Origin of the sequence: Actinacidiphila yanglinensis (assembly GCF_900107965.1) — a bacterium.
Taxonomy (GTDB): domain Bacteria; phylum Actinomycetota; class Actinomycetes; order Streptomycetales; family Streptomycetaceae; genus Actinacidiphila; species Actinacidiphila yanglinensis.
Genome location: NZ_FNVU01000011.1, coordinates 234035 through 259851, shown reverse-complemented (window position 1 = coordinate 259851; position 25817 = coordinate 234035). Strand labels below are relative to the sequence as shown.

Here is a 25817-nt window from a genome sequence, read left to right as displayed (position 1 = left end):
CCGCCTCCGCGTCGTCAGCAGTCCGCAGTGGGCCCGGCCGTCCCCGGCCCACCCTCACGTTCAGCCGCGCCCCCGTCCACCGCGTCCCCTTCCGCGACGCCGCCCGTACCCGTCCCCGCGAGCAGCTCCTCCGCGAAGTGGCATGCCGCCGCCCACCCGGGCAGAACCTCCCGCAGCACCGGCGCCTCGTCCACGCACCGCTCACGGCCCTCGCGGCCCTCGGGTCGCCGCGGGCCGATCGGGCAGCGCGGGTGGAAACGGCAGCCGCCCGGCGGGTCCAGCGGGCTCGGCAGGTCACCGATCAGGGCCGGGGGTTCGGCCCGGCGCCCGGCCCCGGTCCGGACGGGTTCGGGCACCGAGCCGATCAGACTGCAGGTGTACGGGTGCAGCGGGGTGCCCAGCACCGGGTGGTGCGGCTCGATGAGCGAGGCCGGGCAGCACGACCGGGTCGCCCGCGTCGACGGATCGGTCCGGGGGCCGCTCGCGGTGCGCGGCCCCGGCTTCGACGGCGGGCGGCGGGCGGCGGATCGAGGCCCCCGTCTCCACCATCGACCTGCCGCCGACCCTGCGGGACGCGGCGGGTATCGAGGTGCCGGACCGGCTGCAGGGCCGCTCGTTCCTGCCGCTCGTCGCCGACCCGGGCGCGCCCTGGCCGCAGGAGTCCTTCATCCAGATCAGCGAGGCGGAGTGCGGCCGGAGCATCCGCACGTCACGCTGGAAGTACCACGTCACTGCCCCGGACACCGACCCGTGGGACGATCCCGCGGCGAGCCGGTACGTGGAGTCGGCGCTGTACGACCTCGACCACGACCCGTACGAGCGCGACCACCTGAACGGCCTCGCCTCCAACCGGGAGCTGGCCGACGGGCTGCGTGAGCGGCTGCTCGCGCGGATGGAGGAGGCGGGTGAGCCGCCGGCCCGGATCGACCCGGCCGCCGAATGGACCCATCCGCAGCGGCTGGTCGACCCCCCGGTGCACGGTTTCGACCTGGCCGACGCGCGCTTCGGCCACCAGCCGCCCGCCTCCGGGGCACGTCCGAGGTGACCAGCGGCGGTTCACCCGGCGGGGATCACGCCTGCGGGTCGAGGCCGCCCGCGCGCGCGACGGAGCCGAGCCAGGCCAGGGACGGCTTCGGCGTGCGCACGAAGGTCTCCCGGTCCACGGCGACCAGGCCGAAGGTGGGCCGGTAGCCGGACGCCCACTCGTAGTTGTCCAGCAGGCTCCAGTGCAGGTAGCCCTCCACCCGCACGCCGTCCTGGACGGCCGCGTGCAGGCCGGCGAGCGCGTCCCGGGTGTAGTCGATCCGCCGGGCGTCGTCGTCCGTGGCCATGCCGTTCTCGGTCACGAAGACCGGGGTGCCGCCGGCCTTCTCCCAGGCGCTGCGCACCCCGAGTTCCAGTGCCCGGGGGTAGTACTCCCACCCGGTCAGTGTGGTCTCGACGCCCTCGGGCACCTGCCGCGGGCCGTCCGGACCGATGATCGTCCGGGTGTACGCCTGCACGCCCACCCAGTCGTCGCCGCGTGCCGCCTCCAGGTACCAGTCGTCGCGCTGGTAGCCGTACCGGTGCGCCACCTCCTCGCAACCCGGTTCGGCCTGGAACGCCTGGGTGGCGACGGTCCAGCCCGAGCGGACCCCGCCCACGCCGGAGAGGACCTCGCGCGAGCGGCGGTGGCACTCCAGCAGCGTGTCGGCGACCTGGAGGTCCGGCGCGGGGAGGCCGTAGGCGACCAGGTTCGCCGGGTCGTCGGCGCCGGCGAGCATCGCCGCGATGTTGGGCTCGTTGATCGTGCAGACCCACGTCACCTCGTTGCCCAGGACCGGCAGGGCCAGCTCGGTGAACCGCGCGAAGCGGTCCGCCGCCTTGGGGCTGCGCCACATGCCGTCCTGCGCGAACCACCGCGGGACGGTGAAGTGCATCAGCGTCACCATCGGGGTGATGCCCAGCTCGAGGGCGGTGTCGACCATGCGGCGGTAGTGGTCGACCGCGGCACGGGAGACCATGCCCTCCTCCGGCTCGATCCGGCTCCACTCGAGGCTGAACCGGTAGGTGTCCAGGCCCGCGTCGCGCAGCAGGGTCATGTCCTCGCGGAAGCGGTGGTAGCTGTCGCAGGCGTCACCGGAGGGCTCGACGATGCTGGTGCCGGGCGCGTGCTCGCGCGGCCACCAGTCGTTGTTGACGTTGTTTCCCTCGATCTGGTGGGCGGCGGTGGCGGCGCCCCACAGGAAACCGTCGGGGAAGTGCAGCACGGAAGGACCTCGTTCAGATAGGAGCAGGATGACGCCTGGTCAGCGGGTGTGCGACCAGAAGTCGGAGAGCAGGTGCGCGGTGGCGACCGGGTTCTCCTCGTTGGGCAGATGGGCGGCCCCGGGGATGACCTCGTAGCGCGCGCCGAGACGCTCGGCCATCACCCGCTGCCATTCCTGGGGCCAGGCGTTGTCGCGCTCCCCGTGCGCCACCAGGACGGGCAGTGCCGTGGCGGCCAGCAGGGGTGTGGAGTCGGCCGGGTCGGCGAGGACGGCGATGGCGCCCAGCAGGCCGTCCCTGCTGGTGCGCAGGGAGCGTTCGCGCAGGAACCGGTCGGTCGCGCTGAGCGGGTCGGGGTCCTGCGGGGCTGCCGCCGCGGCCTGTTCGGGGTGGTCGAGAGTCCACAGGTCGGCGTGCGGCCCGGCGGCGCGCAGCCTGGCCTCCTCGTCGGCCTTGCGGCCCGGCCAGCCGTGCGGGCCCGAGCAGAGCATGGTCAGGTCCGCGAAGGTCTCGCGGCCTCCCCGGATCGCGGCCGCCCGGGCGACCGTCCCGCCGAAACTGTGGCCGAGCAGGTGGGTTCGGGTCCGGCCGGTCACCTCGGCGACGAGCGCGGCGGCATGGAGCACGTCACCGGCGAAGTCGTCCAGGGTGTAGTGCCTCTCACCGGCCGGGGCCGCCGAGTCGGCCTGCCCGCGCTGGCTGAACGCCCAGGCGTCCCAGCCGCGTTCGGCGAGCCGCGGCAGCAGCGGGAGGAAGTCCTCCTTGGAGCCGGTGAACCCGGGGACCAGCAGCGCGGTGCCGTGGGCGGCGCCCCGGGCGGGCGCCCGCAAGGCCGTCAGGACCCCGACCGGAAGCTCCAGTTCGAGGTTCTCGACCCCCGCCGGCACCGGAAGGGCGCCGAACCGCCGGCCCGGACGGACCCGGGCCGCTGCCTCCCCGCTCACGCCGTTTACCGCACTCACGTGGTCCGCCCCGCTCATGCCGCGTCCCCGTCGGAGCCCGCGGCCGCGAAGCGGCGGGCCGGCTGCGGCAGGGAGTCCAGCAGCCGGGTGGTGTAGTCGTGCTCGGGGAACCGCAGGACCTGCGCGGTCGGCCCGGACTCCACCACCCGGCCCTCGTGGAGCACCATGATCCGGTCGGTGACCATCCGCGCGGACAGCAGGTCGTGGGTGATGTAGAGCAGCGAGACGCCGAAGTCCTCCCGCAGGTCCCTGAGCAGGGCCAGGACGCCGGCCCGCAGCGACACGTCGAGCATGGAGACCGGCTCGTCGGCGATCAGCACCTGCGGATCGGCCGCCAGGGCGCGGGCGATGACCACCCGCTGGCGCTGGCCGCCGGACAGCTCGTGCGGCAGCCGGGCGGCGAACTGCTCGACGGGGGTCAGCCCCACGATCTCCAGCAGTTCGAGCACCCGCCGGCGGGCGTCGGCGCCGCTGCGCCCGGTGAAGTTGACCACCGGACGGGTCAGCGCGTACTCGACGGTGTGCAGCGGGTTGAGCGCGGCGTACGGGTCCTGGAAGACCATCTGGACGTCGGCGTGCAGCTTGTGCAGCTTCCTGCGGCGCAGCCGGTCCACCCGCAGGTCGCCGAAGGAGATCGTGCCGCTGCTGGGCTGCTCCACGCCGGTGATCAGCTTCGCCAGGGTGGACTTCCCCGAGCCGCTCTGGCCGACCAGGGCCATCGACTGGCCCGGCTCCAGGCGGAAGGAGACCTCCCGCACGGCGGCCACCGGGGTGTCCCCGCGCCGCCGCCCCGGGTAGACCCGGCTGACGTCCTCCACCACGATCGCGGCCTGGGCGGCCGCGCGGCCGCGGCCGCCGCCCGCCGGCGCCGTCCTGCGCCCGTCCGCGGGCAGCCCGGGCAGCTCCACCACTTCGGCGCGCGGGTCGGCGTAGTGGCCCAGCAGCGTACGGGTGTAGGCGTGCTGAGGCCGCTCGAAGATCTCCCGGGAGGGAGCGTCCTCGACGATGACGCCGTCCTTCATCACCATCACCCGGGCCGTGGACTCCAGCACCACTCCCAGGTCGTGGCTGATCAGGACCGCGGTGAAGCCCTCGCGCTCCTGCAGCTCCCGGATGGTGCGCATCACCGCGTGCTGGACCATCACGTCGAGCGCCGTGGTGGGCTCGTCGAAGACCATCAGCCGGGGTTCGAGGGACAGCGCCAGGGCGATGGAGACGCGTTGCCGCATGCCGCCCGAGAGCTCTCCCGGGTAGCGGTCGAGGACGGCGCCGGTCAGCTCGACCTTCTCCAGCAGTTCCACCGCACGGCTGCGGCGCCGTTGCCGCGGCACATGGCCGTGGGCGGCGAAGATGTCCGCGAAGTGGTGGCCGACGGTGCGCACCGGGTTGAGCGCGTTCATCCCGGACTGCAGGACCATGGCGAAGCCGCCGTGCCGCTGCCGGCGCAACTGCTCGGAGTCCAGGGCGGCGACGTCCGTCCCGTCGAAGAGGATCCGGCCGCCGGCGATCCGCGCGGGGGGCTTGGCCAGCCGGGTCAGCGCGAAGCCCAGCGTGGACTTCCCCGATCCCGACTCGCCGACCAGGCCGACGAACTCGCCCTCCTCGATACGGAAGGAGGCGTCCTTGACCGCCATGGTCGGCTCGGCGCCGCGCGGCTCGTAGACGACGCTGAGGTTCTTGACGTCGAGGAGGCTCATCGTCCGTTTCCTTCCCGCAGCCGCGGGTTGCTGAGCCCGTCGACGCCGAAGTTGACCAGGGTCATCGCGGTGGCCAGCAGCGCGACGCACAGCCCCGGGGCGAACAGCAGGACCCACTGGCCGGTGAGGAGGGCGTTGGAGTTCTGCGCCCAGTAGAGCATCGAGCCCCAGCTGACCGTGAAGGGGTCGCCCAGCCCGAGGAAGGACAGCCCGGACTCGGCCAGCACCGCGGCGGTGGCCGCGCCGAAGAACGAACCGGCGATCATCGAGGTCATGTTGGGGAGGATCTCCCGGAACACCACCCGGCTCGCGCTCTCCCCGCTGAACAGCGCAGCGGTGACGAAGTCCCGGCTGCGCAGCGACTGGGTCTGCGCCCGCAGCACCCGCGCTCCCCAGGCCCAGCCGGTGATCACGACCACCAGCACGATCACCGGCAGCCCGCCGTTCTGCAGGTAGGCCGCGATGATGATCATCAGGGGCAGCCCCGGCACCACCAGGAAGAGGTTGACGACGAAGTTGACCACCTCGCCGAGCCAGTTCCGCAGGTAGCCCCAGGACAGTCCGACCGCCACCGCGACCAGCGTGGACAGGCCGCCGGCGACGAAACCGACCACGATCGACACCCGGGCCCCGTAGAGGAGTTGGGACAGCACGTCCTCGCCGGCGCCGGTCGTGCCGAGGAGGTGGGCGGAGCTGCCTCCGGCGTCGGGGGTGAAGTCGTTGGCGTGCGGGGAGTACGGCGCGAGCACCGGCGCGAAGATCGCCACCAGGACGAAGACGGCGAGGATCACCAGGCCCACACGGGCCTTGCCGTTGCTCCACACGGTGCCGAAGGAGCGGCCGAAGACCTGGAGTGCGCGCAGGGCGCCCGTACGCACGGGTGCCGCGGGCACGGTGGGCGACGGCGGGTTCGCAGGGAGGGAGGTCATCTCGGTCACCGCCTGGTCCGGGGGTCCAGGACGCCGTAGAGGACGTCCACGATGAAGTTCGCGACCAGCACGCACACCGTGATCATCAGGAAGAGCGCCTGCATCAGCGGGTAGTCGTGGTTGGTCACCGCGCTGTAGAGCAGGTGGCCGACGCCGGGGTAGTTGAAGACCTGCTCGACCAGCAGCGAGCCGCCGACCACACCGCCCAGCGCCATGCCGAAGCCGGTGAGGTTGGGGAGCAGCGCGTTGCGCGCCGCGTAACGCAGGGCGACGGTGCGGCCGCGCAGGCCGTTCGCCTCGGCGAAGGTCACGTAGTCCTCGCCGATGGTGCCGATCATGGTGTTGCGCATGCCGAGGATCCAGCCGCCCAGGGAGGTGATCAGGATCGTCAGGGCCGGCAGCACCGCGTGGTACAGCGAGTCGCCGACGAAGCCGAACGACAGGTTCGGCACCGCGTCGGCCGAGTACGCCCCCGAGGTCGGGAACCAGCCGAAGACGTACCCCACGAAGAAGACCAGCAGCAGCGCCGTCCAGAAGTAGGGGAACGCCGCGAGGAACGCGCCGGACAGGGTGGGCAGCGAGTCCAGCCAGGTACCGCGCCGCCACGCCGCGGCCACGCCGATCAGCGAGCCGACGACGAAGGCGAGCACCGTCACCAGGCCGACCATCACCAGGGTCCAGGGCAGCGCCTGGCCCACCATGCTCGACACCGACTGCGGGAAGAAGGTGTAGGACACCCCGAACCGCAGGTGGACGACGTTGTCCAGGTACTGCGTGTACTGGTGCCACCAACTGCCGGTCGGCACGCCCAGTTGGGCCTCGATCGCGGCACGGGTGGACGGGGCCACCGGTCCGTTCTGCGAGAGCTTCGCGACGGCCGCGTCGGCCGGCGAGCCCGGCATCAGCCGGGGAAGCGCGTAGTTGAGCGTGACCGCGGCCCACAAGGTGAGCAGCAGCAGCCCGAACTTGCGCAGGATGTAGCGCATGAGGGGTTCTCCTCGTCCTTCCGCGGTCGCCTACTTCGCCAACCGCAGATGCGTCATCACCAGAAGCGGGGTGGAACCCCAGGTCATCAATGACGCATAGGGATTCTTCTGGCTGGGCCAGCCGGTGAACTTCTTGTCGCTGGACAGGCCCCACAGGCCGCCGTAGAAGAGCGAGAGGACCGGCAGCTGCTGGTACACCACGTTCTGGAGCTGGTCGGTGAGCTGCCGCTGCTCGGTCGGGTCGCTGGTGGTCTTGAGCTTGTCCAGCAGCGCGTCGGTCGCCGGGTCGCCGTAGCGTTGGTAGTTGGATGCGGTGGACTTGCCCACCGGCTTCTTGAAGTCCGAGTTCAGCAGGTTGTTGTAGTCCTGGAAGAGCGAGCCCGAGCCGCCGACGGTGCCCAGCGCCAGGTCGAAGTCGCCGTTCTGCAGGTCCTGCTGGTAGGACGCCGGTTGCGGCTTGTCGAGCTTGACCGTGATGCCCAGCCCGCGCAGCTGCTCGATGATCTCCTGCGCGCCCTGCAGCCAGTCCGCCCAGCCGTCCGGCGTGGTCAGGGTCACCGTCAGCGGCTTGCCCGCGCGGTCGACGAGCTTGCCGCCCTTCCGGGTGTAACCGGCCTTGGCGAAGTGCGCGTAGGCGGCGGTGGTGTTCTGGGACACCATGCCCTGGTCCGGGATGGAGGGGTTGAGCGAGGACTTCTCGTTGGGCAGCAGCAGCCCGGTCTGGCTGGCCGCCTTCACGTAGCCCTGCTCGGCCTTGTCGGCGATCTGCTGGCGGTCCAGCCCCAGCGACAGGCCCTCGCGGAAGTCCAGGTTGTCGAACGGCGCCTTGGTGAGGTTGGGCAGCAGCCCGACGATGCCGCCCGGCGGGAACCAGTAGCTGTTGTGCTGCTTGTCCGCCTTCACCCAGGTGTTGTCCACGTTCGGGAAGAAGGAGTACGCCCAGTCGTAGCCCTGCGTGGCGATGGCCAGGTCGGAGCTGGACCCGGGGACGACGATCTTCTGCACCGCGACCTTGTCCGCCTGCCAGTACTTCTCGTTCTTGGCGAGGGTGTACTGGTTGGGCGTGAAGTGGTCCAGCGTATAGGGGCCGGTGACCACGGGGTCCGGGTTGGTGTACGTCACCGGGTCCTTGACGTCGCGCCAGGTGTGCTCCGGGACGATCAGGGTCTGCTCGATGACCTTCGCCGCGGGGACGTCGGCGCTCTTGAGGTGGAACACCACGTGGTCGCCCGACACGGACAGCGACCGGATGTGCTGCCAGTCACCATTGACGTCCAGCGCGGGGTGGGCCCGCAGCAGGTCGAAGGTGAAGGCCACGTCCGCCGGCGTGAACGGCTTGCCGTCCGACCACTTCACGCCCTGCCGGATGGTGAAGTCGACCGTCTCGGCGTTCGGCTGGGTGTAGCCGGTGGCCAGGAACGGCGTCTCCGCGCTGTTGAGGTTGTTGACGACCTCCAGCGGCTCGTACATCCAGGTCGTCAGGTTGCGCTTGTTCGGCGAGAACGGGTTGAAGTTCTTGAAGAGAGCCGGCGTGCCGCTGTCCGCGCCACCGACCAGCAGGGTGGTGGGGCCGACGTTCGAGGTACCGGACTTGACCGAGACCGAACATCCGGTGGCGACGAGTATGGTCGCCGCCCCGAAGGCGGCGGCGGCCCTCAGTCGCCTCCCGCTGGCACGCGTCATGGTGAGCTTGATCCTCTCCGTCGAGGCCCCCCGGGAGGGGAGGGGTACAGGCTCCTGCCTGCGCCTTCGGCACTGTATGCGCATACATTTCATTTCCGCAAGCCTCCCGGCCTGTGAACCGCGGAAGTCCTCCGGGTTGCGATTCGGCTGCGCTCCGGCCGATGTCCCGGCGCGGAAAGGTACGGTGTGCCCCAGCGTGTACGCGCATACAGGAACAGGAGGAGCACCAGGTGGTCACTGCAGCCCGGAAACCGGAGACGGGCACGCCGACGGTCTACGACGTGGCCGAGCGCGCGCGGGTGTCCATCGCCACGGTGTCCCGCGTCTACCGCTCCCCGGACGCGGTCCGCGCCCCCACCCGGGAGAAGGTGCTCGCCGCCGCCCGGGAGCTCGGCTACGTGCCCAGCGGCAGCGCACGCGGGCTGGCCAGCAGGACCACCGGCATCCTCGGCCTGTGCTTCCCCGACTACACCGACCCCGAGACGGACACCCCGGGCGACGGTGACGAGAACGCCGCCACCCTCTACGCCGACCACATCATCCGCGGCATGGAGCGCGCGGCCCGCAGCCGCGGCTACGCCCTGCTGATCGCCGCCTCGCTGCGCGACGGTCCGACGAACCTGGTCGCCACCCTGGCCGGGCACGTCGACGGGTTCGCCGTCATGTCCCGCACCGTCGACGCCAAGGACCTGGAGACGGTCTCCCGCCGCATGCCGGTGGTCACCCTGGCAGGGCCGGCCGAGCTCGGCCACCTCGACAACGTGCAGGTCGACAACCGCGACGGGCAACGGGAGTTGACCCGCCATCTGATCACCGACCACGGCCTCACCGACCTGGCCTTCGTCGGCGGCCCCGCGGACTCCCCCGACGCCGAGGAGCGCTTCCTCGGCTACCAGGACGCCTGCCGCGACGCGGGCCTCCCGGTGCCGCCCGAGCCCACCCTGCGCGGCGCCCTGACCCGCACCGCCGGCCGCGAGGCCGCCCGGACCCTCGTCGCGGGCGGCGGGCCGACGCCCGGCCTGCCCCAGGCCCTGCTGCTGGCCAACGACCAGATGGCGGTGGGCGCGCTGGAGGAGTTCGCGGCGCACGGCGTCCGCGTCCCGCAGGACATCGCGGTGACCGGCTTCGACGGCATCCCCCTCGGGGCGATGGCCCACCCGCCGCTGACCACCGTGCGCCAGCCCAGCCGGCGGATCGGCGAGGAGGCGGTCGCCCTCCTCGTGGACCGCATCGCCGCACCGCAGCGCGATCCCCGGCCCGTGGTCCTGCCGGTCTCGCTGGTGCTCCGGGCGAGCTGCGGCTGCGCCGAGCCGGTTCCGGCGCCCCGGCGCGGCTGAGGCAGCCGCGCCCGTCCCGGATGCGGCCGAGGCAGCCGCACCCGGGACCGGAGTCCGTGCCTGGCCCTACGCCACCCTCAGAGCACTCCCCCGGCGTCCGGGGCGAGTTCGAAGATGCCGTAGGAGAACCCCGCGGCCGTGATGCCGGATGCGGTCACCTCGACGCCGTGGACGGCGAGCGGCCGGGGGGCCGAGCCGCTGCCGGGGAACGGTGCCGTCGCCGGCTCGCGGCGCCCGTTGACGACCACGAGGTGGCGGTCGCCCCGGAGGTAGACGAAGGGGTAGTCGCGGTGCAGCACCCGCACCGTGCCGCCGGCTCCGAGGGCGGGGGTCTCCTTGCGCAGCGCGATCAGCCGCCGGACGTGGTGCAAGAGCGAGTCCTCGTCGGCCCGGGCCGCGGCCACGGTGGGCCGGTCCTCGTCCGGGTCCACCGGCAGGTAGCACCGGTCCGGGCTCGCGGTGGAGAACCCGGCGTTGGCCGAGTCGTCCCACTGCATGGGCGTGCGGGAGCCCTGGCGGGCCTCGGAGTCGAGCTGGCTGCCCTCCTTGTCCGGGAGACCCGGGACATAGCGCATGCCGATCTCGTCGCCGTAGTAGATGACCGGCAGCGACGGCCAGGTGAGCTGGAAGGCAAAGGCGGGCGCGACCATGTCCCGGGTGCGGGGTCCGCAGGTCAGCCGGGAGAAGTCGTGGTTGGCGGTGGGCAGCGCGACGTGTCCGGCGCCGTCGATCGCCTCGTCGGCCTCCTGCCAGGCGTCCAGGAAGGTCCCCATCGAACCCTGTCCCTCGGGGTCGAAGTAGCAGGGCCGGCCGTCGGCCCACGGCCCCTGGCTCCCGGTGCCGTTGTCCCACAGGGAGCGCAGCGCGGGTCCGGTGAAGTGGAGGAAGAAGTCCGCGTGGAACCCGGCGGGCACGGCGGTCTTGGGGTCGCCCCACTCGGACAGCAGGATGCATCCCGGGTGGGCCCGGTCGATCCAGTCGCGCATCTCACCCCAGAGCCGGCTCGTCTCGACCAGCCCGGGGTCGTCCTTGACCAGGGAGGCGGCCATGTCGACCCGGAACCCGGACACGCCCCGGTCGAACCAGTGGCCCATGATCTCGCGCAGCGCGGCGCGGTTCGCCTGGGGACCCTCCGCGCTCACCGGCTGCCGCCAGGGCTCGACCGGATCCATCCGGGCGTAGCCGAAGTTGAGGGCGGGCTGGATGGGATAGAAGTTGGCCAGGTAGTAGCCGCCGCGCTCGGCGTGGTTGGGGATCCAGCTGCGCATCGGGGAGGCGATGCGGTCGGACCAGATGTAGCGGTGGTCGTCCGGGTTCCGCACCGACTCCAGGAACCAGGGGTGCTGGTGGGAGGTGTGCCCGGGGACGAGGTCGAGCATGACCCGCATGCCGCGGCTGCGGGCCTCCTCGACGAGCGCGTCGGCGTCCTCGTTGGTGCCGTAGCGGGGCGCGATGGTGAGGTAGTCGGTGATGTCGTAGCCGCCGTCGCCGAAGGTCGACGCGAAGCAGGGGCTGAGCCAGAGCGTGTCGACACCGAGCCAGGCCAGGTGGTCGAGGTGGTCGCGCACCCCGCGCAGGTCGCCGATGCCGTCGCCGTCGGAGTCGGCGAAGGAAGCCGGATAGATCTGGTACAGCACGGCCTCGGAGAGCCAGGACGGCGGGTTTCGATGTGCGCTCACGGTTGCCTTGTCTTTCCGTTGTCCGTTGCCTGTGGGGTTGGGGTGTTGTTCGGTGCCGGCCGGGTGTTGCCGGGGTGCGGGGAGGGTTGTCGGTGCGGGTGCCCCCGTGGGACGTCGACCCGGCGCCCGGCTGTGTGTCGAGTCGTTCGCCGTTGTGCCGTTCGCCGGTCGGGCTCGCCGAGCCGTTCCCCCATGTACCCGTTGTGCTCTTGTGCTGCTGCGCCGTTGTCGGGCCGGCCCGGCGACGGCTCCGCGTGCGGGGGCCCCGGATGCCGGCCGGGTGACGAGGTCCGCCGGCAGGCTTCGCGGGAACGAAGCGGGCGGCGTGGGCCTCCGGGGCTTCCGGCGTGAGGCCGGAACCGGGAGCCGAAGCCGGGGCCGGGCGGTCCGGGCGGTCCGGTTTTCGGCACCGGGGAAGTCCTCTCGTCGAGCTGCGATCGTACGCGCATATGTAAGCGCATACAAGGAGCGTCCCCGGGTTCCGGGCCGGCCCGGTGGCCAGGTCATCGCAGGAAGTCGAGGACCGCCGGCAACGCGGTGGCGTCCTGGAAGGGGAAGAGGTGCCCGCCCTCGAAGAGCCGCAGTTCGGCGTCCGGTATCGCACGGGCGAGGGCCTCGCTGTTGCCGACCGGCGCGATGCCGTCGTGGCGCCCGGCCGCCACCAGCGTGGGGCAGGCGACGCCATCGAGCCGGTCGTACGCGTCGTGCGCGGCCCGGGCCCGCAGTTGGAGCTCCTCGCCCTGCCGGACCGCGGCCGGCTTGTCGGCGGCGAGCCGCCCGCTCATCCCCGCGACGAGGGCGCGGTCGCCGTGGTGGACGGCCAGCCACTCGGCGGTGAAGCGGGCGTCGAGGAGACGCGCGTAGCGGCTTTCCCTTTCACCCGCGGGGAGTTGGCCCAGGGTGTGCAGCGGGAACGACGCGCCGCCACTGCCCCCGGCCGACGTGCAGAGCAGCGCCAGCCGTTCGACCCGTTCGGGGTGCGTGACGGCCACTTCCTGGGCGACCATCCCGCCGAAGCTGAAGCCGAGCAGGCGGAACCGCTCCCAGCCGAGGTGGTCCGCGAGCGCCACCGCGTCCGCCGCGAGTTCGGCCATACCGTACGGGCCGGCGGCCGGGCCGGATCGGCCCATGCCGCGCTGGTCGAAGGCCGCCACCTCGAAGTCGTCGGTCAGCTGCATGATCAGGAGTTCGGCCTCGGCGATGGTGCCGCCGGAGCCGTTGAGGAACAGCAGCCTCGGTCCCGCGCCCGTCACCTCGTAGTGCACGGGTATCCCGTCGATGTCGGCGGTGGGCATCGCGCATCAGCTCCTGTCCCGGTCCTTCAGGTCCTCACCCGGCCATCGCCCGACCGCACCTCGGGCCGTACTTCGGGCCGCGCTCAGGGCCGTACTCCCGGTGAGTCCGCCGCTCCCGTTCGACGGCCGCGAGCGCGTACGGATGGGCCTGCGGCACTCTACAGGCGGGGTCGGGGGCCGGGCGGAACGGCGGGGGCGGGCTGGCTCCTGGCGCAGGGGGCCGACTCCTCCCCCGGCCTGCCGAGTTGTCCAGGCGGGCCGGGTTCGAGCCGCGCGAGTGCAGGCCGACCGGGACCCGGCCGGGCGGGGCGGTCAGCTCCAGGTGGTGCCGCCGGCGTAGTCGGAGGCGAGCGCGGTGTTGATGCCGGAGATGATCGTCGCGGAGGTGGTGATGAAGCCGAGTTCGCGGTTCTTGTTGAGGGAGGCGCTGGAGAAGTTCTGGGAGCCGACGTCGACGGTGGCGGCGCTGGTGCCGTAGTCGGCGACGATCGCCTTCGCGTGGATGTAGAGGGACGCGGTGTAGGCGTAGGTGCGGACATGGACGCCGGCGGCCGTGAGGGCGTCGAACTCGCTGGCGTACTCGTTGTCGTCGTTGGTCATGGTGACCTCGACGTTCACCCCGCGCTTGGCGGCGTTCTCCAGCGCGGTGGTGACGGTGGCGTAGCCCATCTCCTCGTTCTCCACCGACAGGCTGGCGGTGGCGCCGTTGATGATCGCCAGGATCTTCGACTGGGCGTCGGTGGGGCTCCACACCAGGTGGTCGCCGTCGGTGGGGGTGATCGCGGTGCCGGCGTAGTCGGCGGCGAAGACCTTCTCTATCGCCTTGACGTCCAGGGAGTTGTTCTCGATGACGGCGAAGTCGCGGCTGGTGGAGTAGTACTGGCTGGTGAGGTTGCCGCTCATGATGGCGGTGGTGGCGCCGTCGACCGTGAGGGTCTTCTGGTGGGTGGCGGCGTAGGTGGTCGAAGCCCAGTGGGTCGGCACCCCGTTGGCGTTGAGGTAGGTGTACGCCGCGGTGTTGTTCGACTTCTCCAGGTTCTGGTCGAGGATCACCCGGACCGTCACCCCGCGGGCCGCGGCGGCGGCGAGGTCGTGCTCGGCGGTGGTGTCGGTGAGCTCGTACATCGTCAGGTCGATGCTGGTGGTCGCCGAGCCGATGAGGTCGTAGATGGCGCCGTAGCCGGCGGCCGGCTCGGTCACGAGGGTGTACGTGACCGCGGAGGGGGCGACGGCAACGGGGCGGGCGGCGCCGGCCGCGGTCGTCGTGGTGGTCGTGGCGGCGACGGCCGCGGTGGCAGCACCGGCGGTGGCACCTGATCCCGCGACCAGCGCGGCGGCCGCGAGCAGGCAGGCGGGACGGATGTGCAGGCGGGACATGCGCACCTCGCGAGTGGGGTCCGATGTGACATGTCCAGGACATCACGTGCCCTCGGGGTGATCCGCACAGCCCAGGCGAAATCCTGGACTCGGATTGGCAAAGTCCTTTCCGGCACCGAGCGGTATCGGGCGGCACCGGGATGGCCGTGTGGCGGCCGCGCGACGGCCCAGCGGTGAGTTTCCCGTGCCTGCCTGGTCTGAATCCCCAGGGGCGGTCATCCGCACACGATGCCCGGCATCCCCTCACATCCATCCGTCACCAGGCCGGACGCAGCCGCGCCGACGTGGTGTTCGGCGTGCGCCGGCGCGGGAAGCGACGGCGCGGAAGGGAGATCGACGCGCTATGTCGTCAGCGAAGGACACGGTCGCGGCGGGGGCCGGCACGCCACCCGCCGCGGCCCACGGGAACGGGGCGACCGGCGGGAGCGGGAGGGGCCACCGGAGCGCGAGGGCCGACACGACCGGGGCGGCCGGCCGAACCGGCAGGACGCGGGGTGCCGTTGCGACCGGCGGGTCAGGCGGCTCCCCCGGGGCCGGGCGGCCCGCCAACGTGACCTGGACCCTGATCCTCGCCTCCATCGGCAGCTTCATCGCCGCCCTCGACGTGGTCGTGGTCTCCACGGCCCTGCCGACGCTCCAGACCCGCCTGCACGCGAGCCTGTCCGACCTCGAGTGGACGATCAACGCCTACAACCTGGCGTTCGCCTGCCTGATGCTGACCGGTTCCGCGCTCGGCGACCGGTTCGGCCGGCGGCGCCTCTACGCGGGCGGGCTGCTGCTGTTCGCCGCCGCCTCGGTGGGCGCCGCGCTGTCGCAGAACGCCTCGCAGCTCATCGTCGCGCGGGTGGTCGAGGGAGCGGGCGGCGCCGCGGTGCTCCCGCTGACCCTCGCCCTGATCAGCGACGCGTTCCCCCGGGAGAAGCGGGGCGCGGCCATCGGCGTCTGGGGCGGCGTGACCGGCCTCGGGGTGTCCGCCGGGCCACTCGTCGGCGGCGCGCTCATCCAGGGCCTGTCGTGGCAGTGGATCTTCTGGATCAACGTCCCCATCGGCGTCACCGTGGCACTGCTCTCGCTGCGGAAGATGAACGAGAGCCACGGCCCGCGACCCCAACTGGACCTGGTCGGCTTGGGATTGGTGGTGCTCGGCATGTTCGGGCTGACCTGGGGCCCGGTGCGGGCGCCCGGTGTCGGCTGGGGCAGCGCCGAGGTGGTCACCTCGCTGGCGCTGGGCGCGCTGGTGGTGGCCGCCTTCCTGGCCTGGGAACGGCGCACGCAATACCCGATGGTGCCGCTGGGCTACTTCCGGTCGCGGGAGTTCACCACCGCGAACGGGGTGATCTTCTTCCAGCTGATGTCCCTGATCGGAACGCTCTTCATGCTCACCCAGCTGCTCCAGATCGGCATGGGGTACGGGGCCCTCGGCGCCGGGGTGCGCATCCTGGTCTGGGCGGGTACGCCGGTGGTCGTCGCGCCGATCGCCGGCCTGCTGTCCGAGCGGTTCGGCAACAAGCCCTTCATGGTCCTCGGGATGTTCCTGCAGGGCAGCGGGCTCGTCTGGCTCGCGATGGTGGTCAGGACCGGCGTCGGCTACCCCACCCTGATCGCGCCCCTGGTCTTCTCCGGCGTGGGCACGGCCATGTGCTTCCCGACCGTCGCGAACGCCGTGACCGCTGCGGTCCCGGTGGACGACACGGCCGTGGCGGCCGGCACCAACAGCGCGCTGCGCGAACTGGGCGGCGTGTTCGGTGTGGCGATCCTGTCCGCCGTCTTCGTCCACCAGGGCGGGGGATACGCGAGCCGGGCGATGTTCATCCACGGGTTCAGGCCGGCGATCGCCGTCGCGGCGGCCATGGCGGCGCTGGGCCTGGTGTGGGCGGTGCTCGCTCCCTCCAAGGCCGCGGCCGAGGCGGCCCGCGCGGGCGGGGGGAGCGGCGCGGCGGGGGACGCGGGGGAGGCCGAACTCGTGGCCGACTGACGTACGACGCCACCGCCGGCGGCCCCACTCGACCGCAAGAGGTCGGCGCCACCGGCAGCACCCACGCGCCGCCGACCCGACGGGCGCCACCGACCAGCAGGACCCCATGACTTGGAGGACACCCATGAACGACGACCCGTCCCGCGGAACCACCCTCGTCGTCGGTGCGAGCCGGGGCCTCGGCCGCGGCATCGCCGCGGCCTTCGCCGCGGACGGCGCACCGGTGATCGCCGTGTCCCGCACCGCCGCGGAGTTCCCCGAGGCGGCGAACGGGCCCGGCAGCATCCGTCACGAGACCGCCGACGCGGCCGAGGCGGCGGTATCGGCCGCTCTCCTCGAACGCCACGCCCCCCGGAACGTGGTCCTGGTGGCCGGGGCAACTCCCCTCCTGCGCCCGCTCCATGAGCACACCTGGGAGTCGTTCTCCGCCAACTGGCAGACCGACGTGCGCATCACGTTCCACTGGCTCCGGGAGATCCTGCGCGCACCGCTGAAGCCGGGCGGGAGGGTGGTGGTGATCAGCAGCGGCGCCGCGCTGGCCGGCTCCCCGCTCAGCGGCGGGTACGCGGGCGCGAAGGCGACCCAGCGCCTCATCACCGGGTACGCGCAGGACGAGGCCCGTCGGTCCGGGCTGGACCTCACCTTCACCGCGGTCCTGCCGAAGATCACCCCGCTCACGGATCTCGGCCGCCCGGCGGTCCAGGCGTACGCGGCACGTGGCGGCCAGACCGAGGAGGAGTACCTCCGGCAGCTGGGCGAGCCGCTCACCCCCGAGGCCGCCGGCGCGGCTGTCGTGAGCCTGGTACGGGCGGAGGCCACCACGATCGCCCCCGCGTATCTGCTGTCGGGCGCCGGCCTGAAGGAGCTGCCCTGATCTTCGCCCGGGCCGGCTCCGCGGAGAGGAGGATGCGGTGCCGGGCCGTGGAGGAGACAGTGGCCGGGCGGCGGAGGAGATGACGGCGCCGGGCGCTGGAACAGCCTGCGGCGCCGGCCGGCGGGCGTCATGACACGCCTGGCAGGTTGGGACCATTTGAACCGTTTGTGATGGTTTGCCGGAGTGGTGACCGGGCACACCATTTTCGGCCCCCTCCCCGGCGGTGACCGCCCGTAGCCCCGTGGGGTCGTAGTGCGAGGAGCTGGTGATCGATGACCTCTTCCGTCTCCGCGTCCACCCCCACCACCGCGCGTGTCTCCCCCGCCCCACGGGGGAGGCACCCGCACGACGACGCCCCCGACACCGCCGAGGCCTTCCGGCGCCTGGCCCGGCTGCCGGACGGCGCCTCCAAGGAGCGGCTGCGCCAGCAGATAGCGACCGACTGGCTGCCGATGGCACACCGCCTGGCCGGCCGCTACCGCAACCGCGGCGAGTCGCTGGACGACCTCCGCCAGGTGGCCGCACTCGGCCTGGTCAAGGCGGTGAGCCGATACGACCCTGCGCGAGGCACCGCCTTCGAGAGCTACGCGGTGCCGACGATCGACGGCGAGATCAAGCGGCACTTCCGCGACTGCATGTGGTCGGTGCACGTACCGCGCCGGGTGCAGGCGCTACGGGCCCGGGTCCGGGTCGCCCACCAGGAGCTGATGCAGAGCAGGCCGGGACGGGAACCCACCGCGGCCGAGATCGCCGCGCACGCGGGCCTGACCGAGCAGGAGGTCGCCGACGGCCAGGAGGCACTGGACAGCTTCAGCTCGCTCTCGCTGGACGCGCAGTGCCGGCAGCCCGTGGACACCGGGCCGATGTCCCTGGCCGACACGCTGGGCGCCCCGGACCCGGCCCTCGACGTCGTCCTCGACCGGGAGGCGGTGAAGCCGCAGCTGTGCCGCCTCCCCGAGCGCGAGCGCCACATCCTCTACCTGCGCTTCTTCCGCGGGATGACGCAGAGCATGATCGCCGACCAGCTCGGGATCTCCCAGATGCACGTGTCCCGGCTGATCAGCCGCTCCTGCTCGGCGATCCGCGCGGAGATCGCCGGGGCGGACCGGGCCGCGGACCTCGTCGAGAGCGAGGAGGGGAACGAGGGCGGGAGCCGCGCCGTGCGCGAGGCCGCGGACGAGCCCGGCACGCAGCCGCCCGAGGCCATCGGGACCCGGGCACACCGCCGGGCCGCCTGAGCCTTCCACCGGAGAGGCCATTCCTTACGGACCCGGGACGGCCGGCCCTTTCACCCGTTTCGTCCCCCTTGACTCCTGCCCTCGGGCGTTAGCGTGAGGGCCCACCCGCAAAGCAGCTCTGTCGTCAACTCACGTGATATATGAGGACGTTGACGGTCGATGCCGCATGCCGTGCGGGTGGCCCCTTATCGCCGCTTCCGCACGAGGAGTCCCGCACCCATGCCCATCGTCAGTCGCGAACCCCGCACCCGCCGCACCACTCGTACGACCCGTATCGCGGCGGCCGGCGCCGTCGCAGCCGCCGCTGCCGCGATCCTCGGCGCCGCTCCCGCCGCCACGGCAGCCACTGCCACCTCACCCCACAGCGGCGGCCGGAGCGCCGGCGCCCCGGTGTTCGTCCAGAGCGACAACCCCACGGCGAACACCGTTCTCGCCTACCACCGCGCGGCCGACGGCACCCTCAGCCCCAGCGGCGCCTACCCGACCGGCGGAAAGGGCGGCATCCTCGACGGCTCGCAGGTCGACCACCTCGCTTCTCAGGGTTCGCTCGCCTACGACCGCGGCAACGGCCTGCTCTACGCGGTCAACGCCGGCAGCAACACCCTCACCGTCTTCACCGTCCACGGCGACCACCTCCAACGCCTCCAGGTGATCGGCTCCGGCGGCACCTTCCCGGTGAGCGTCACCTTCCACGACAACCTCGTCTACGTCGTCAACGCCCTCGACGGCGGCTCCCTCCAAGGCTTCGCCCGGCTCGGGAACCACCTGGTCGCCGTGCCGTCCTGGCACCGCGCGCTCGGCCTCGACCCCACCGCCACCCCGCAGTTCACCCACACCCCGGGGCAGGTCTCCTTCACGCCCGACGGCTCCCGGCTGGTGATCACCACCAAGGCCGCCACCAACAGCATCGACGTCTTCCCGGTGAACCCGCTCGGCGCGCCGTCCGCCCACCCGGTCGTCACCGCCGTACCCGACGCGGTGCCGTTCGGCTTCACCTTCGACCGCACGGGCAGTCTCCAGGTCACCGAGGCCGGACCGAACGCCGTCGCCGGCTTCGACCTGACCCGCGACAGCCGGCTCGTCCAGACGCATGTGACGGCCACCGGTCAACTGGCCACCTGCTGGGTGATCGCGACCGGAAGCCACCTGTACGCCTCCAACGCCGGCAGCGGCACCCTGTCCGGCTACCGGGTCGACCCGCACGGCCCGCTCACCGCGCTCGGCACCACCCCCACCGACCCGGGCACCGTGGACGCGGCCGCCTCCACCGACGGCCGGGACCTCTACGTGCAGACCGGCGCGACCGGCACCGTCGACGCGTTCCGGGTGGGTCCGAACGGCTCGCTCACCGCGATCGGATCCGTGGCCGTACCGGGCGGCGCCGGCGGCGAGGGCATCGTCGCGGGCTGAACCCTCACCTCTCCTTTCCCCGTGCTTCACCAGCGCATCTCCTCTCCCGCCCGCGCGCCCTCAAGCGGGCGGGAGCACCGCATTGTTTTGCCCGAAAGGGCTACGAGCCCGAATGGGCGATGTGAGAAGGTGTGCGCCTGAGCTGCCCCCGTCAGGCTTCGAGCACCTGCCGGCATCGCGCTCGCCGCCGGGCGATCGCACGGGCGGCCATGGGCCTACCCGGCGAGCGAGCAAACGATGCGAGGGATCGTTGCGTATGGATTCCACACTGTCCGGGGCGACTTCGACAGCACGGCGGCGCAGGCGGCTGACGAACCGCATCAAGGAAAGCGTGCACGACCTCAACGTGCAGCTCACCCTGCTGAACCACCAGGTCGGCGCGCACCTGGACCTCCGGGACGCCGACCTGGAGTGCCTGGACCTGGTCAGTCGCTACGGGCCGATGGGCCCCACAGCACTGGCCCGGCGCGCGGGTCTCCATCCCGCCACGCTCACCGGTGTGCTGGACCGGCTGGAACGCGGCGGCTGGGTCATCCGCACCCCCAACCCGAGCGATCGCCGGGCGATACTCGTCCAGGTGATCAAGGAGAAGGAAACCGAGATCGCCTACCTCCTCTCAGGTCTCAGCCACGCCATGGACGACGTCTGCGCGGAGTACGACGACGCCGAACTGGTCATGATCGCCGACTTCCTGCTGCGCAGCACCAAGGCAGGACGCATCGCCACCGACGAACTCACCGAGGACTGACCCACCCGCCGGCCCCGGCCCGGCCGCCCACGCCTAGTAACTCCACAACCCGCGACTGCGGTACCGCCCGTCCCACGACAGGCGGTTCAGCAGGCGCAGCGGCGCGGGCAGCCGGGCCAGGAACTTCCGCGCGTCCGCCGGCGCCATCCCATCGGTGATCCACGGCACCCATATCGACGCGCCCCCGAGCTTCTGCTTGCGGGCCATCGCCCGGGAGAACCCCTTCCAGTCGGCGGGCGTCATCACCGACTGGATCAACGGCAGCGCGGCGTCCTCCTCGTGCCGAAGGTGCACCTCCAGTGTGTCGCGCAACTTCTGCACCAGCACCGGGAGTTCGGCCGCACCGGCATGCAGCGCCCGCTCGACCTCGGCGAGCAGCGGGTCGAGCACCGCGTGCTCCGCCTCCATCTCCTCCAGCAGCAACAGGTCGTCCGGCCGCCCTGCCACCAGATTCTTGAGCCGGGGCCACAACCACGCATCCTCGACGGTGTGATGGACGTCGAGCTGCCGCTTGAAGTTCTGCCACCCCTGCCGGACCGCGGGGGCGTCGCCCCGCCCCGCGGACACGGCCGCGGCGAACCGCGCCAGGTCACGGCGGAATCCGTCGTGCGTGACGTACATCTCGGTGAAGTTGATCGTGTCCGGCCGGTTGGCGGTCACGATGCGCTGGGTCTCGGTCATGTGCCCCTCGTCTCGACGGCTTCGGCTCTCCTCCTCGCCGCGCTCCTCACCCCCATGAGCCCTGCCGGCCGCGGAATGTGACACCCCCTCGGCCGGCTGAGACGCAGGTCACACCCAGCCCCCACGCTCCTCGGAGGCACCCCGGATCCGCGCCGTCTCCCCCGCCCCAGGCCGCCTTCCGCCACCCCGCGGGCGGACGCTCCCGCCTGCGGGACGACATCCACGATCTGCACACTCTTGTTCATTACTCCCTCACTCCAAGCAGAATCAATCATCTACACTGACCGAAGCACGCGCATGGCACCCGCCCGCGTTCCAACGCGCCCGCCTTCCCGAGGAGCCCGTATGGCCGCCCCGTCCCTCACCACGACCGAGATCGCCACCCAGCCCGACTGCTGGCAGCGCGCGGCCGAACTCGCCCCGGAGCAGTCCGGCAAGCTGCCCGCCCGCGGCGAGCGGGTCGCGGTCATCGGCTGCGGCACCTCCTGGTTCATGGCCCAGGCGTTCGCCGCCCTGCGCGAGAACACCGGACAGGGCGAGACGGACGCCTTCGCCGCCTCCGAGTTCCCGCTCGGCCGCCGCTACGACCGGGTGCTCGCGATCACCCGCTCCGGCACGACCACCGAAGTGCTCAGGACCTGCGAGCAGTTGCTCGGCACCACCCCGGTCACCGCCCTCACCGCCGACCCGAAGACCCCGGTGATGCAGGCCGCCGACGAGGTCGTCGTCCTGGACTTCGCCGACGAGCAGTCCGTGGTGCAGACCCGCTTCGCCACCACCGCCCTGGCCCTGCTCCGCGCACACCTCGGTGAGGACCTCACCACAGCGATCTCCGACGCCCGGGCCGCCGTCACCGCCGACCTCGCGCCCGAGGCGCTCGCCGCCGAGCAGATCACCTTCCTCGGCACCGGCTGGACCTACGGCCTGGCGCAGGAGGCCGCCCTGAAGATGCGCGAGGCGGCCGGCGCCTGGACCGAGGCGTACCCGGCGATGGAGTACCGCCACGGCCCGATCAGCATCACCGGTCCGGGCCGCGTCGCCTGGTCCTTCGGCCCGCTGCCCGAGGGCCTGGACGCCAGCATCGCCGCGGTCGGCGGCCACCTGGAGCACCGTCCCACCGTCGACCCGCTCGCCGACCTGGTCCGCGCCCAGCGCGTCGCCGTCGCGATCGCCGAGGCCAAGGGCTACGACCCCGACCGCCCGCGCAACCTGACCCGCTCGGTCATCCTGCCCTGAACGTCATCTCCCGCCACCTCCTCTCCGTCACCGGCACGCACACCCGATTCGCTCCGCACTCGCGCGAGCCTCCCTTCCACCGCTCCCGCGGCTGACCAACCCGCCCGAATCGCCCGCACGTTGTGTGCCGGCGCCACCGGTCCCCTCGCCCTGCCCCGGGGGACCCGGACCCCGAGGAAGCCCGCATGCCCACCGCCGCCACCGCCGAACTCGTCCTCGCCGCGCACGCGTCCGGCGGTGGCGTGGCCGCCTTCAACGTGATCACCCTGGAGCACGCCGAGGCGATCACCGCCGCCGCCGAGCGGACCGGACTGCCCGTCATCCTCCAGATCAGTGAGAACGCCGTGAAGTTCCACGGCGGCCTCCTCGACGGTGTGCTCGCCGGCTCGGCAGCCGTCGCCGCGGCGGCCACCGTGCCCGTCTCCCTCCACCTCGACCACGTGGAGGACGAGGCGCTTGTCCACGCCGGCGTCGCCGCAGGCGTGACCTCGGTGATGTTCGACGCGTCGGTCCTGCCCTATGAGCAGAACGTCCGCGCTACCGCCCGGGTCACCGAGTGGGCCCACGCCCACGGGGTGTGGGTGGAGGCCGAACTCGGCGAGGTGGGCGGCAAGGACGGCGCGCACGCCCCGGGAGTGCGCACCGACCCGGCGGAGGCGGCATCGTTCGTCGCCGCCACCGGCGTGGACTCGCTCGCCGTCGCCGTCGGCAGCTCGCACGCCATGACCGAGCGCACCGCCCGGCTCGACCACGAACTCATCAGCCGGCTGAGGGAGTTCGTGGGCGTGCCGCTGGTCCTGCACGGTTCGTCCGGCGTGTCCGACGGCGAACTACGGCAGGCGGTCGCCGCAGGAATGGCGAAGGTCAACATCGGCACGGCACTCAACATTGCCTTCACCAGCGCCGTGCGCGACCATCTCACGGCCGACCCGGCGGTGGTCGACCCGCGTCACTATCTCCGCCCGGCTCGCGATGCGATGACTGCCACCGCTGCCCACCTGCTGCGGGTCGTGGCCGGCGAGCCCGAGCAGAAGGACTGAGGCGGACGGAGCGAGATCGTCACGCACTCGAAGTCTCCCGCAGCCCGGCCGCTCCGAAACGGTCCGCACCCGTAGATGACTCGAACGAGTGATCGACACGGGTTCCGGTGTGATCGGTAATTCCGTAGGACTGGCTGCGCGCGTCCTGACCTGGGGTTTGTCACCGTTACGCGGGTTCCGTGTCACAGAAGATCAACAGGCGCATGCGGTCGTCGCGGTCAGTCGTTGACCGGACGAAGGTGCTGATCGACATCCCCGTCGTATGGAGGTGCATCATGACCGACCGGCCGCTGTGGTCGTACGCGGACATCGCCGCCCACATCCGCGTCCAAGTCGACACCGTGCGCTCGTACCGAAAGCACGGACACCTGCCGGAGCCCGATCGGGTGGAGGGCGGCAAGCCCTACTGGTACGCGGACACGATCCGGGCATGGAGCGCCAGGCGGCCGGGGAACAGGGGACGCCGAGATCCCGGCTGAGGGCAGACTTCACCCTTGGACATGGCTACGTGCCGCGCCCGGTCAGCGGACAGGAACTGTCATCCGCGTCGTTGTCCGGGGGCGGCAGGGGCGAGGGCAGGATCTCCTTGCCCTCGGTCGGTACCGAGGTGGGCGGCGGGCGCTCACGCGAGGACGGTACGGAAGCGGCGGGAGAAGCCGGCGGGATCGGAGCGGCCGGCATCGAGGAGACCGGTGGCGCGGATGCGGACGCGGACGCGAGCGGCGAGGCCAGAGTGTTGCCGACGGCCCCCGCCACACCCGCCGCACCGCCCACCGCATGGGAGCCGCCGGAACTGGAGAAGGACGTCACGATGACCGGCGACGGGCGGACCGTCTCGCCCCGGCGCCGGTCCCGGCCGCGCGACACCCACTGCACTATCGTGCCGACCCCCGCGACCGCCAGGGATATGCCCAGGCCCAGTGAGAGGGCGAAGAAGGAGTTCGACGCCGCGCGGCCGCTCAGATATCCGGCGCCCACCGAGTACGACGCCCACACCGCCTCGGCCACGCCCGCGCCGATCGCGTAGCGACGAGCCGGATACCGGACGACGCCTGCCGCCACCCCGCCTATCACCCTGCCGCTGGGCAGGAAGCGCACACCGATGACGAAGGGCACCCCATGGCGCTGGATGCGCAGTGCCGCCCATTTCAGGAGGGCCGCCTGCCTGGGACGGCGGCGCATACGGCTGAGCACACGGCCGCTCAGCGCGCCGCCGGCACGGTGGAGCAGCATGTCGCCCATGACCGCACTGCCGGCCACCACGAGGAGCACCAGAGCGATGTTGAGGTGGCCCTCGGCGGCCATCACACCGCCGGTGACGAGTAGCACTGAGTTGGGTACGAGCGGCGGGGCCGTCGTCGCGGCCAGCAGCGCGTACGCCCAGAAGACGTTTCCACCTCGTAGGTGCTCGGCGAGACCGGAGGTGAAGTCCAGTGACGACACACTCAGTGCAACGTCCATATCACCGCCCCTCTTCCCACCCCCTGGATCAACGCTGACAGCGGTTCCCCGGCCACGGCAAGCGGGTTTGGCGGTGTAGGGACACTTCTCCGCCGATTCCCGGGAAATCTCATCCTCGGGACGCAGGGGTGCTACTCCCGTGGGTGGAGAGGTTCCGGCGTCAGCGGCCGAGCAGTTCGCCGCCGTTGCACTGGAGGATCTCCCCCGTCACGAAGCCCGCCTCCGGAGAGGCGAGGAAGAGCACTGCCGCCGCCACGTCGGCGGGGCGCCCCACGCGGCCGACGAGGGTGCGCCCGGCGCGCCGGGTCAGTTCCGCGTCGTTGAGGCGCGACCCGAAGAACTCCGTGCCCGCCACTGTCCCCGGGGCGACGATGTTGCACGTGACGCCCTGGGGGCCGAGCTGGGCGGCGAGAGAGTGGTTCCAGGCGTGCAGGGCGGCCTTGGAGGCCCCGTAGGAGCCCCCGCCGCGCAGGGCGGCGACCGAGGTGACCGTGACGACGCGGCCGCCGTCGGTGAAGCGGTCCCGCAGCGACTCGGTGAGCAGCACCGCGGTCAGGACGTTCCGTTCGAAGTCGCCGCGCCAGCGGGCCAGCAGCCCGTGCGGTCCGGCGCCGACCGCCAGTTCACGGCTTCCGGCGCTGTTGACCAGGACGTCGATCCGGTCGGGCAGGTGCGACAGCACCGCCTCCACGTCGTCGGGATCGGCCAGATCGCACACCACGGGGGTCACGTCCAGGCCGCGTCCGGCGCGCAGGTCGTCCGCAGCGGTGTGCAGGACGTCGCGGCGCCGGCCGACGATCGTGACGCGGTGGCCGTCCTCCGCGAACCGGGTCGCGATGGCCAGGCCGATGCCCGTGCCCCCGCCGGTCACCACGATGTCCCGGACCGCTGTCCCGTTCTCTGCCATGTACTCCGCCCCTCGAGGAGAGACAGAACGCTACGGGATCGGGCCGAGCAGGCCG

At 72.1% G+C, this 25817-nt stretch carries 23 protein-coding genes; 10 read left to right on the top strand and 13 right to left on the bottom strand.

Annotated features, from left to right (window positions below):
• Nucleotides 1–14: 14 nt before the first annotated feature.
• Entirely contained in the window at nucleotides 15–404 is a 390-nt protein-coding gene (locus C4U44_RS25120) for an oligopeptide/dipeptide ABC transporter ATP-binding protein (RefSeq protein WP_200823389.1), read from the bottom strand.
• Nucleotides 405–526: 122 nt separating this feature from the next.
• Between C4U44_RS25120 and C4U44_RS25115 the strand changes: the two genes are divergently transcribed.
• Nucleotides 527–1045 (top strand): sulfatase/phosphatase domain-containing protein, encoded by a 519-nt coding sequence (locus tag C4U44_RS25115; protein WP_322973662.1) that lies wholly within the window; start codon nucleotides 527–529, stop codon nucleotides 1043–1045.
• Between the two features lie 25 nt (nucleotides 1046–1070).
• Here C4U44_RS25115 and C4U44_RS25110 read toward each other — a convergent pair whose 3' ends face one another.
• From C4U44_RS25110 to C4U44_RS25085, 6 genes are read right to left on the bottom strand one after another with little or no spacing between them, the layout of a single operon-like run.
• On the bottom strand, nucleotides 1071–2249 hold the full coding sequence (locus C4U44_RS25110; protein ID WP_103888256.1) for a glycoside hydrolase family 1 protein: 1179 nt from the start codon (nucleotides 2247–2249) through the stop codon (nucleotides 1071–1073).
• Nucleotides 2250–2288: 39 nt separating this feature from the next.
• On the bottom strand, nucleotides 2289–3191 hold the full coding sequence (locus C4U44_RS25105) for an alpha/beta fold hydrolase (RefSeq protein ID WP_200823388.1): 903 nt from the start codon (nucleotides 3189–3191) through the stop codon (nucleotides 2289–2291).
• A 32-nt stretch (nucleotides 3192–3223) separates the two neighbouring features.
• Complete coding sequence (locus C4U44_RS25100) at nucleotides 3224–4906, bottom strand: ABC transporter ATP-binding protein (RefSeq protein WP_103888254.1); 1683 nt, start codon at nucleotides 4904–4906, stop codon at nucleotides 3224–3226.
• Nucleotides 4903–5835, bottom strand: a complete 933-nt coding sequence (locus C4U44_RS25095) for an ABC transporter permease (RefSeq protein ID WP_103888303.1) — start codon at nucleotides 5833–5835, stop codon at nucleotides 4903–4905. Before C4U44_RS25095 ends, C4U44_RS25100 begins: the two co-directional genes overlap by 4 nt.
• Before the next feature lie 5 nt (nucleotides 5836–5840).
• Complete coding sequence (locus C4U44_RS25090) at nucleotides 5841–6821, bottom strand: ABC transporter permease (RefSeq protein WP_103888253.1); 981 nt, start codon at nucleotides 6819–6821, stop codon at nucleotides 5841–5843.
• 30 nt (nucleotides 6822–6851) lie between these two features.
• Nucleotides 6852–8504, bottom strand: a complete 1653-nt coding sequence (locus C4U44_RS25085; protein ID WP_160145092.1) for an ABC transporter substrate-binding protein — start codon at nucleotides 8502–8504, stop codon at nucleotides 6852–6854.
• Between the two features lie 230 nt (nucleotides 8505–8734).
• On the opposite strand from C4U44_RS25085, the gene C4U44_RS25080 reads away from it, so the two are divergent.
• The gene (locus C4U44_RS25080) at nucleotides 8735–9841 is read left to right on the top strand and encodes a LacI family DNA-binding transcriptional regulator (RefSeq protein WP_235032323.1); all 1107 of its coding nucleotides are present in this window, start codon (nucleotides 8735–8737) and stop codon (nucleotides 9839–9841) included.
• Between the two features lie 77 nt (nucleotides 9842–9918).
• Here C4U44_RS25080 and C4U44_RS25075 read toward each other — a convergent pair whose 3' ends face one another.
• From C4U44_RS25075 to C4U44_RS25065, 3 genes are all read right to left on the bottom strand, one after another.
• A complete protein-coding gene (locus C4U44_RS25075) occupies nucleotides 9919–11520 on the bottom strand; it encodes an alpha-amylase family glycosyl hydrolase (RefSeq protein WP_103888250.1) in 1602 nt (533 codons plus the stop codon).
• 503 nt (nucleotides 11521–12023) lie between these two features.
• Entirely contained in the window at nucleotides 12024–12815 is a 792-nt protein-coding gene (locus C4U44_RS25070) for an alpha/beta fold hydrolase (RefSeq protein ID WP_103888249.1), read from the bottom strand.
• A gap of 312 nt (nucleotides 12816–13127) precedes the next feature.
• Nucleotides 13128–14192, bottom strand: a complete 1065-nt coding sequence (locus C4U44_RS25065; RefSeq protein ID WP_103888248.1) for a phospholipase D-like domain-containing protein — start codon at nucleotides 14190–14192, stop codon at nucleotides 13128–13130.
• Nucleotides 14193–14742: 550 nt separating this feature from the next.
• On the opposite strand from C4U44_RS25065, the gene C4U44_RS25060 reads away from it, so the two are divergent.
• The 5 genes from C4U44_RS25060 (at nucleotide 14743) to C4U44_RS25040 (ending at nucleotide 20437) form a co-directional block, all read left to right on the top strand.
• On the top strand, nucleotides 14743–16167 hold the full coding sequence (locus C4U44_RS25060) for an MFS transporter (protein ID WP_200823386.1): 1425 nt from the start codon (nucleotides 14743–14745) through the stop codon (nucleotides 16165–16167).
• A gap of 124 nt (nucleotides 16168–16291) precedes the next feature.
• Nucleotides 16292–17041: an SDR family oxidoreductase gene (locus C4U44_RS25055; RefSeq protein WP_103888247.1), complete on the top strand. Its 750-nt coding sequence runs from the start codon at nucleotides 16292–16294 to the stop codon at nucleotides 17039–17041.
• A 272-nt stretch (nucleotides 17042–17313) separates the two neighbouring features.
• A complete protein-coding gene (locus tag C4U44_RS25050; protein WP_103888246.1) occupies nucleotides 17314–18279 on the top strand; it encodes a SigB/SigF/SigG family RNA polymerase sigma factor in 966 nt (321 codons plus the stop codon).
• A 219-nt stretch (nucleotides 18280–18498) separates the two neighbouring features.
• Nucleotides 18499–19689, top strand: a complete 1191-nt coding sequence (locus C4U44_RS25045; protein ID WP_103888245.1) for a lactonase family protein — start codon at nucleotides 18499–18501, stop codon at nucleotides 19687–19689.
• Between the two features lie 256 nt (nucleotides 19690–19945).
• Nucleotides 19946–20437: a MarR family transcriptional regulator gene (locus tag C4U44_RS25040; RefSeq protein ID WP_103888244.1), complete on the top strand. Its 492-nt coding sequence runs from the start codon at nucleotides 19946–19948 to the stop codon at nucleotides 20435–20437.
• A gap of 33 nt (nucleotides 20438–20470) precedes the next feature.
• Here the strand turns inward: C4U44_RS25040 and C4U44_RS25035 are convergent, their stop codons facing one another.
• Nucleotides 20471–21118 (bottom strand): hemerythrin domain-containing protein, encoded by a 648-nt coding sequence (locus tag C4U44_RS25035; RefSeq protein ID WP_103888243.1) that lies wholly within the window; start codon nucleotides 21116–21118, stop codon nucleotides 20471–20473.
• Nucleotides 21119–21463: 345 nt separating this feature from the next.
• On the opposite strand from C4U44_RS25035, the gene C4U44_RS25030 reads away from it, so the two are divergent.
• From C4U44_RS25030 to C4U44_RS25020, 3 genes are all read left to right on the top strand, one after another.
• Entirely contained in the window at nucleotides 21464–22354 is an 891-nt protein-coding gene (locus C4U44_RS25030) for an SIS domain-containing protein (RefSeq protein WP_103888242.1), read from the top strand.
• Nucleotides 22355–22539: 185 nt separating this feature from the next.
• Entirely contained in the window at nucleotides 22540–23394 is an 855-nt protein-coding gene (locus C4U44_RS25025) for a class II fructose-bisphosphate aldolase (RefSeq protein ID WP_103888241.1), read from the top strand.
• Nucleotides 23395–23669: 275 nt separating this feature from the next.
• Nucleotides 23670–23873: a helix-turn-helix transcriptional regulator gene (locus C4U44_RS25020; RefSeq protein WP_103888240.1), complete on the top strand. Its 204-nt coding sequence runs from the start codon at nucleotides 23670–23672 to the stop codon at nucleotides 23871–23873.
• Nucleotides 23874–23898: 25 nt separating this feature from the next.
• On the opposite strand, the gene C4U44_RS25015 is transcribed toward C4U44_RS25020, so the two are convergent.
• Both C4U44_RS25015 and C4U44_RS25010 read right to left on the bottom strand, forming a co-directional pair.
• A complete protein-coding gene (locus tag C4U44_RS25015; RefSeq protein WP_103888239.1) occupies nucleotides 23899–24855 on the bottom strand; it encodes a DedA family protein in 957 nt (318 codons plus the stop codon).
• A gap of 160 nt (nucleotides 24856–25015) precedes the next feature.
• Nucleotides 25016–25762: an SDR family NAD(P)-dependent oxidoreductase gene (locus C4U44_RS25010; RefSeq protein WP_103888238.1), complete on the bottom strand. Its 747-nt coding sequence runs from the start codon at nucleotides 25760–25762 to the stop codon at nucleotides 25016–25018.
• Nucleotides 25763–25817: the final 55 nt, after the last annotated feature.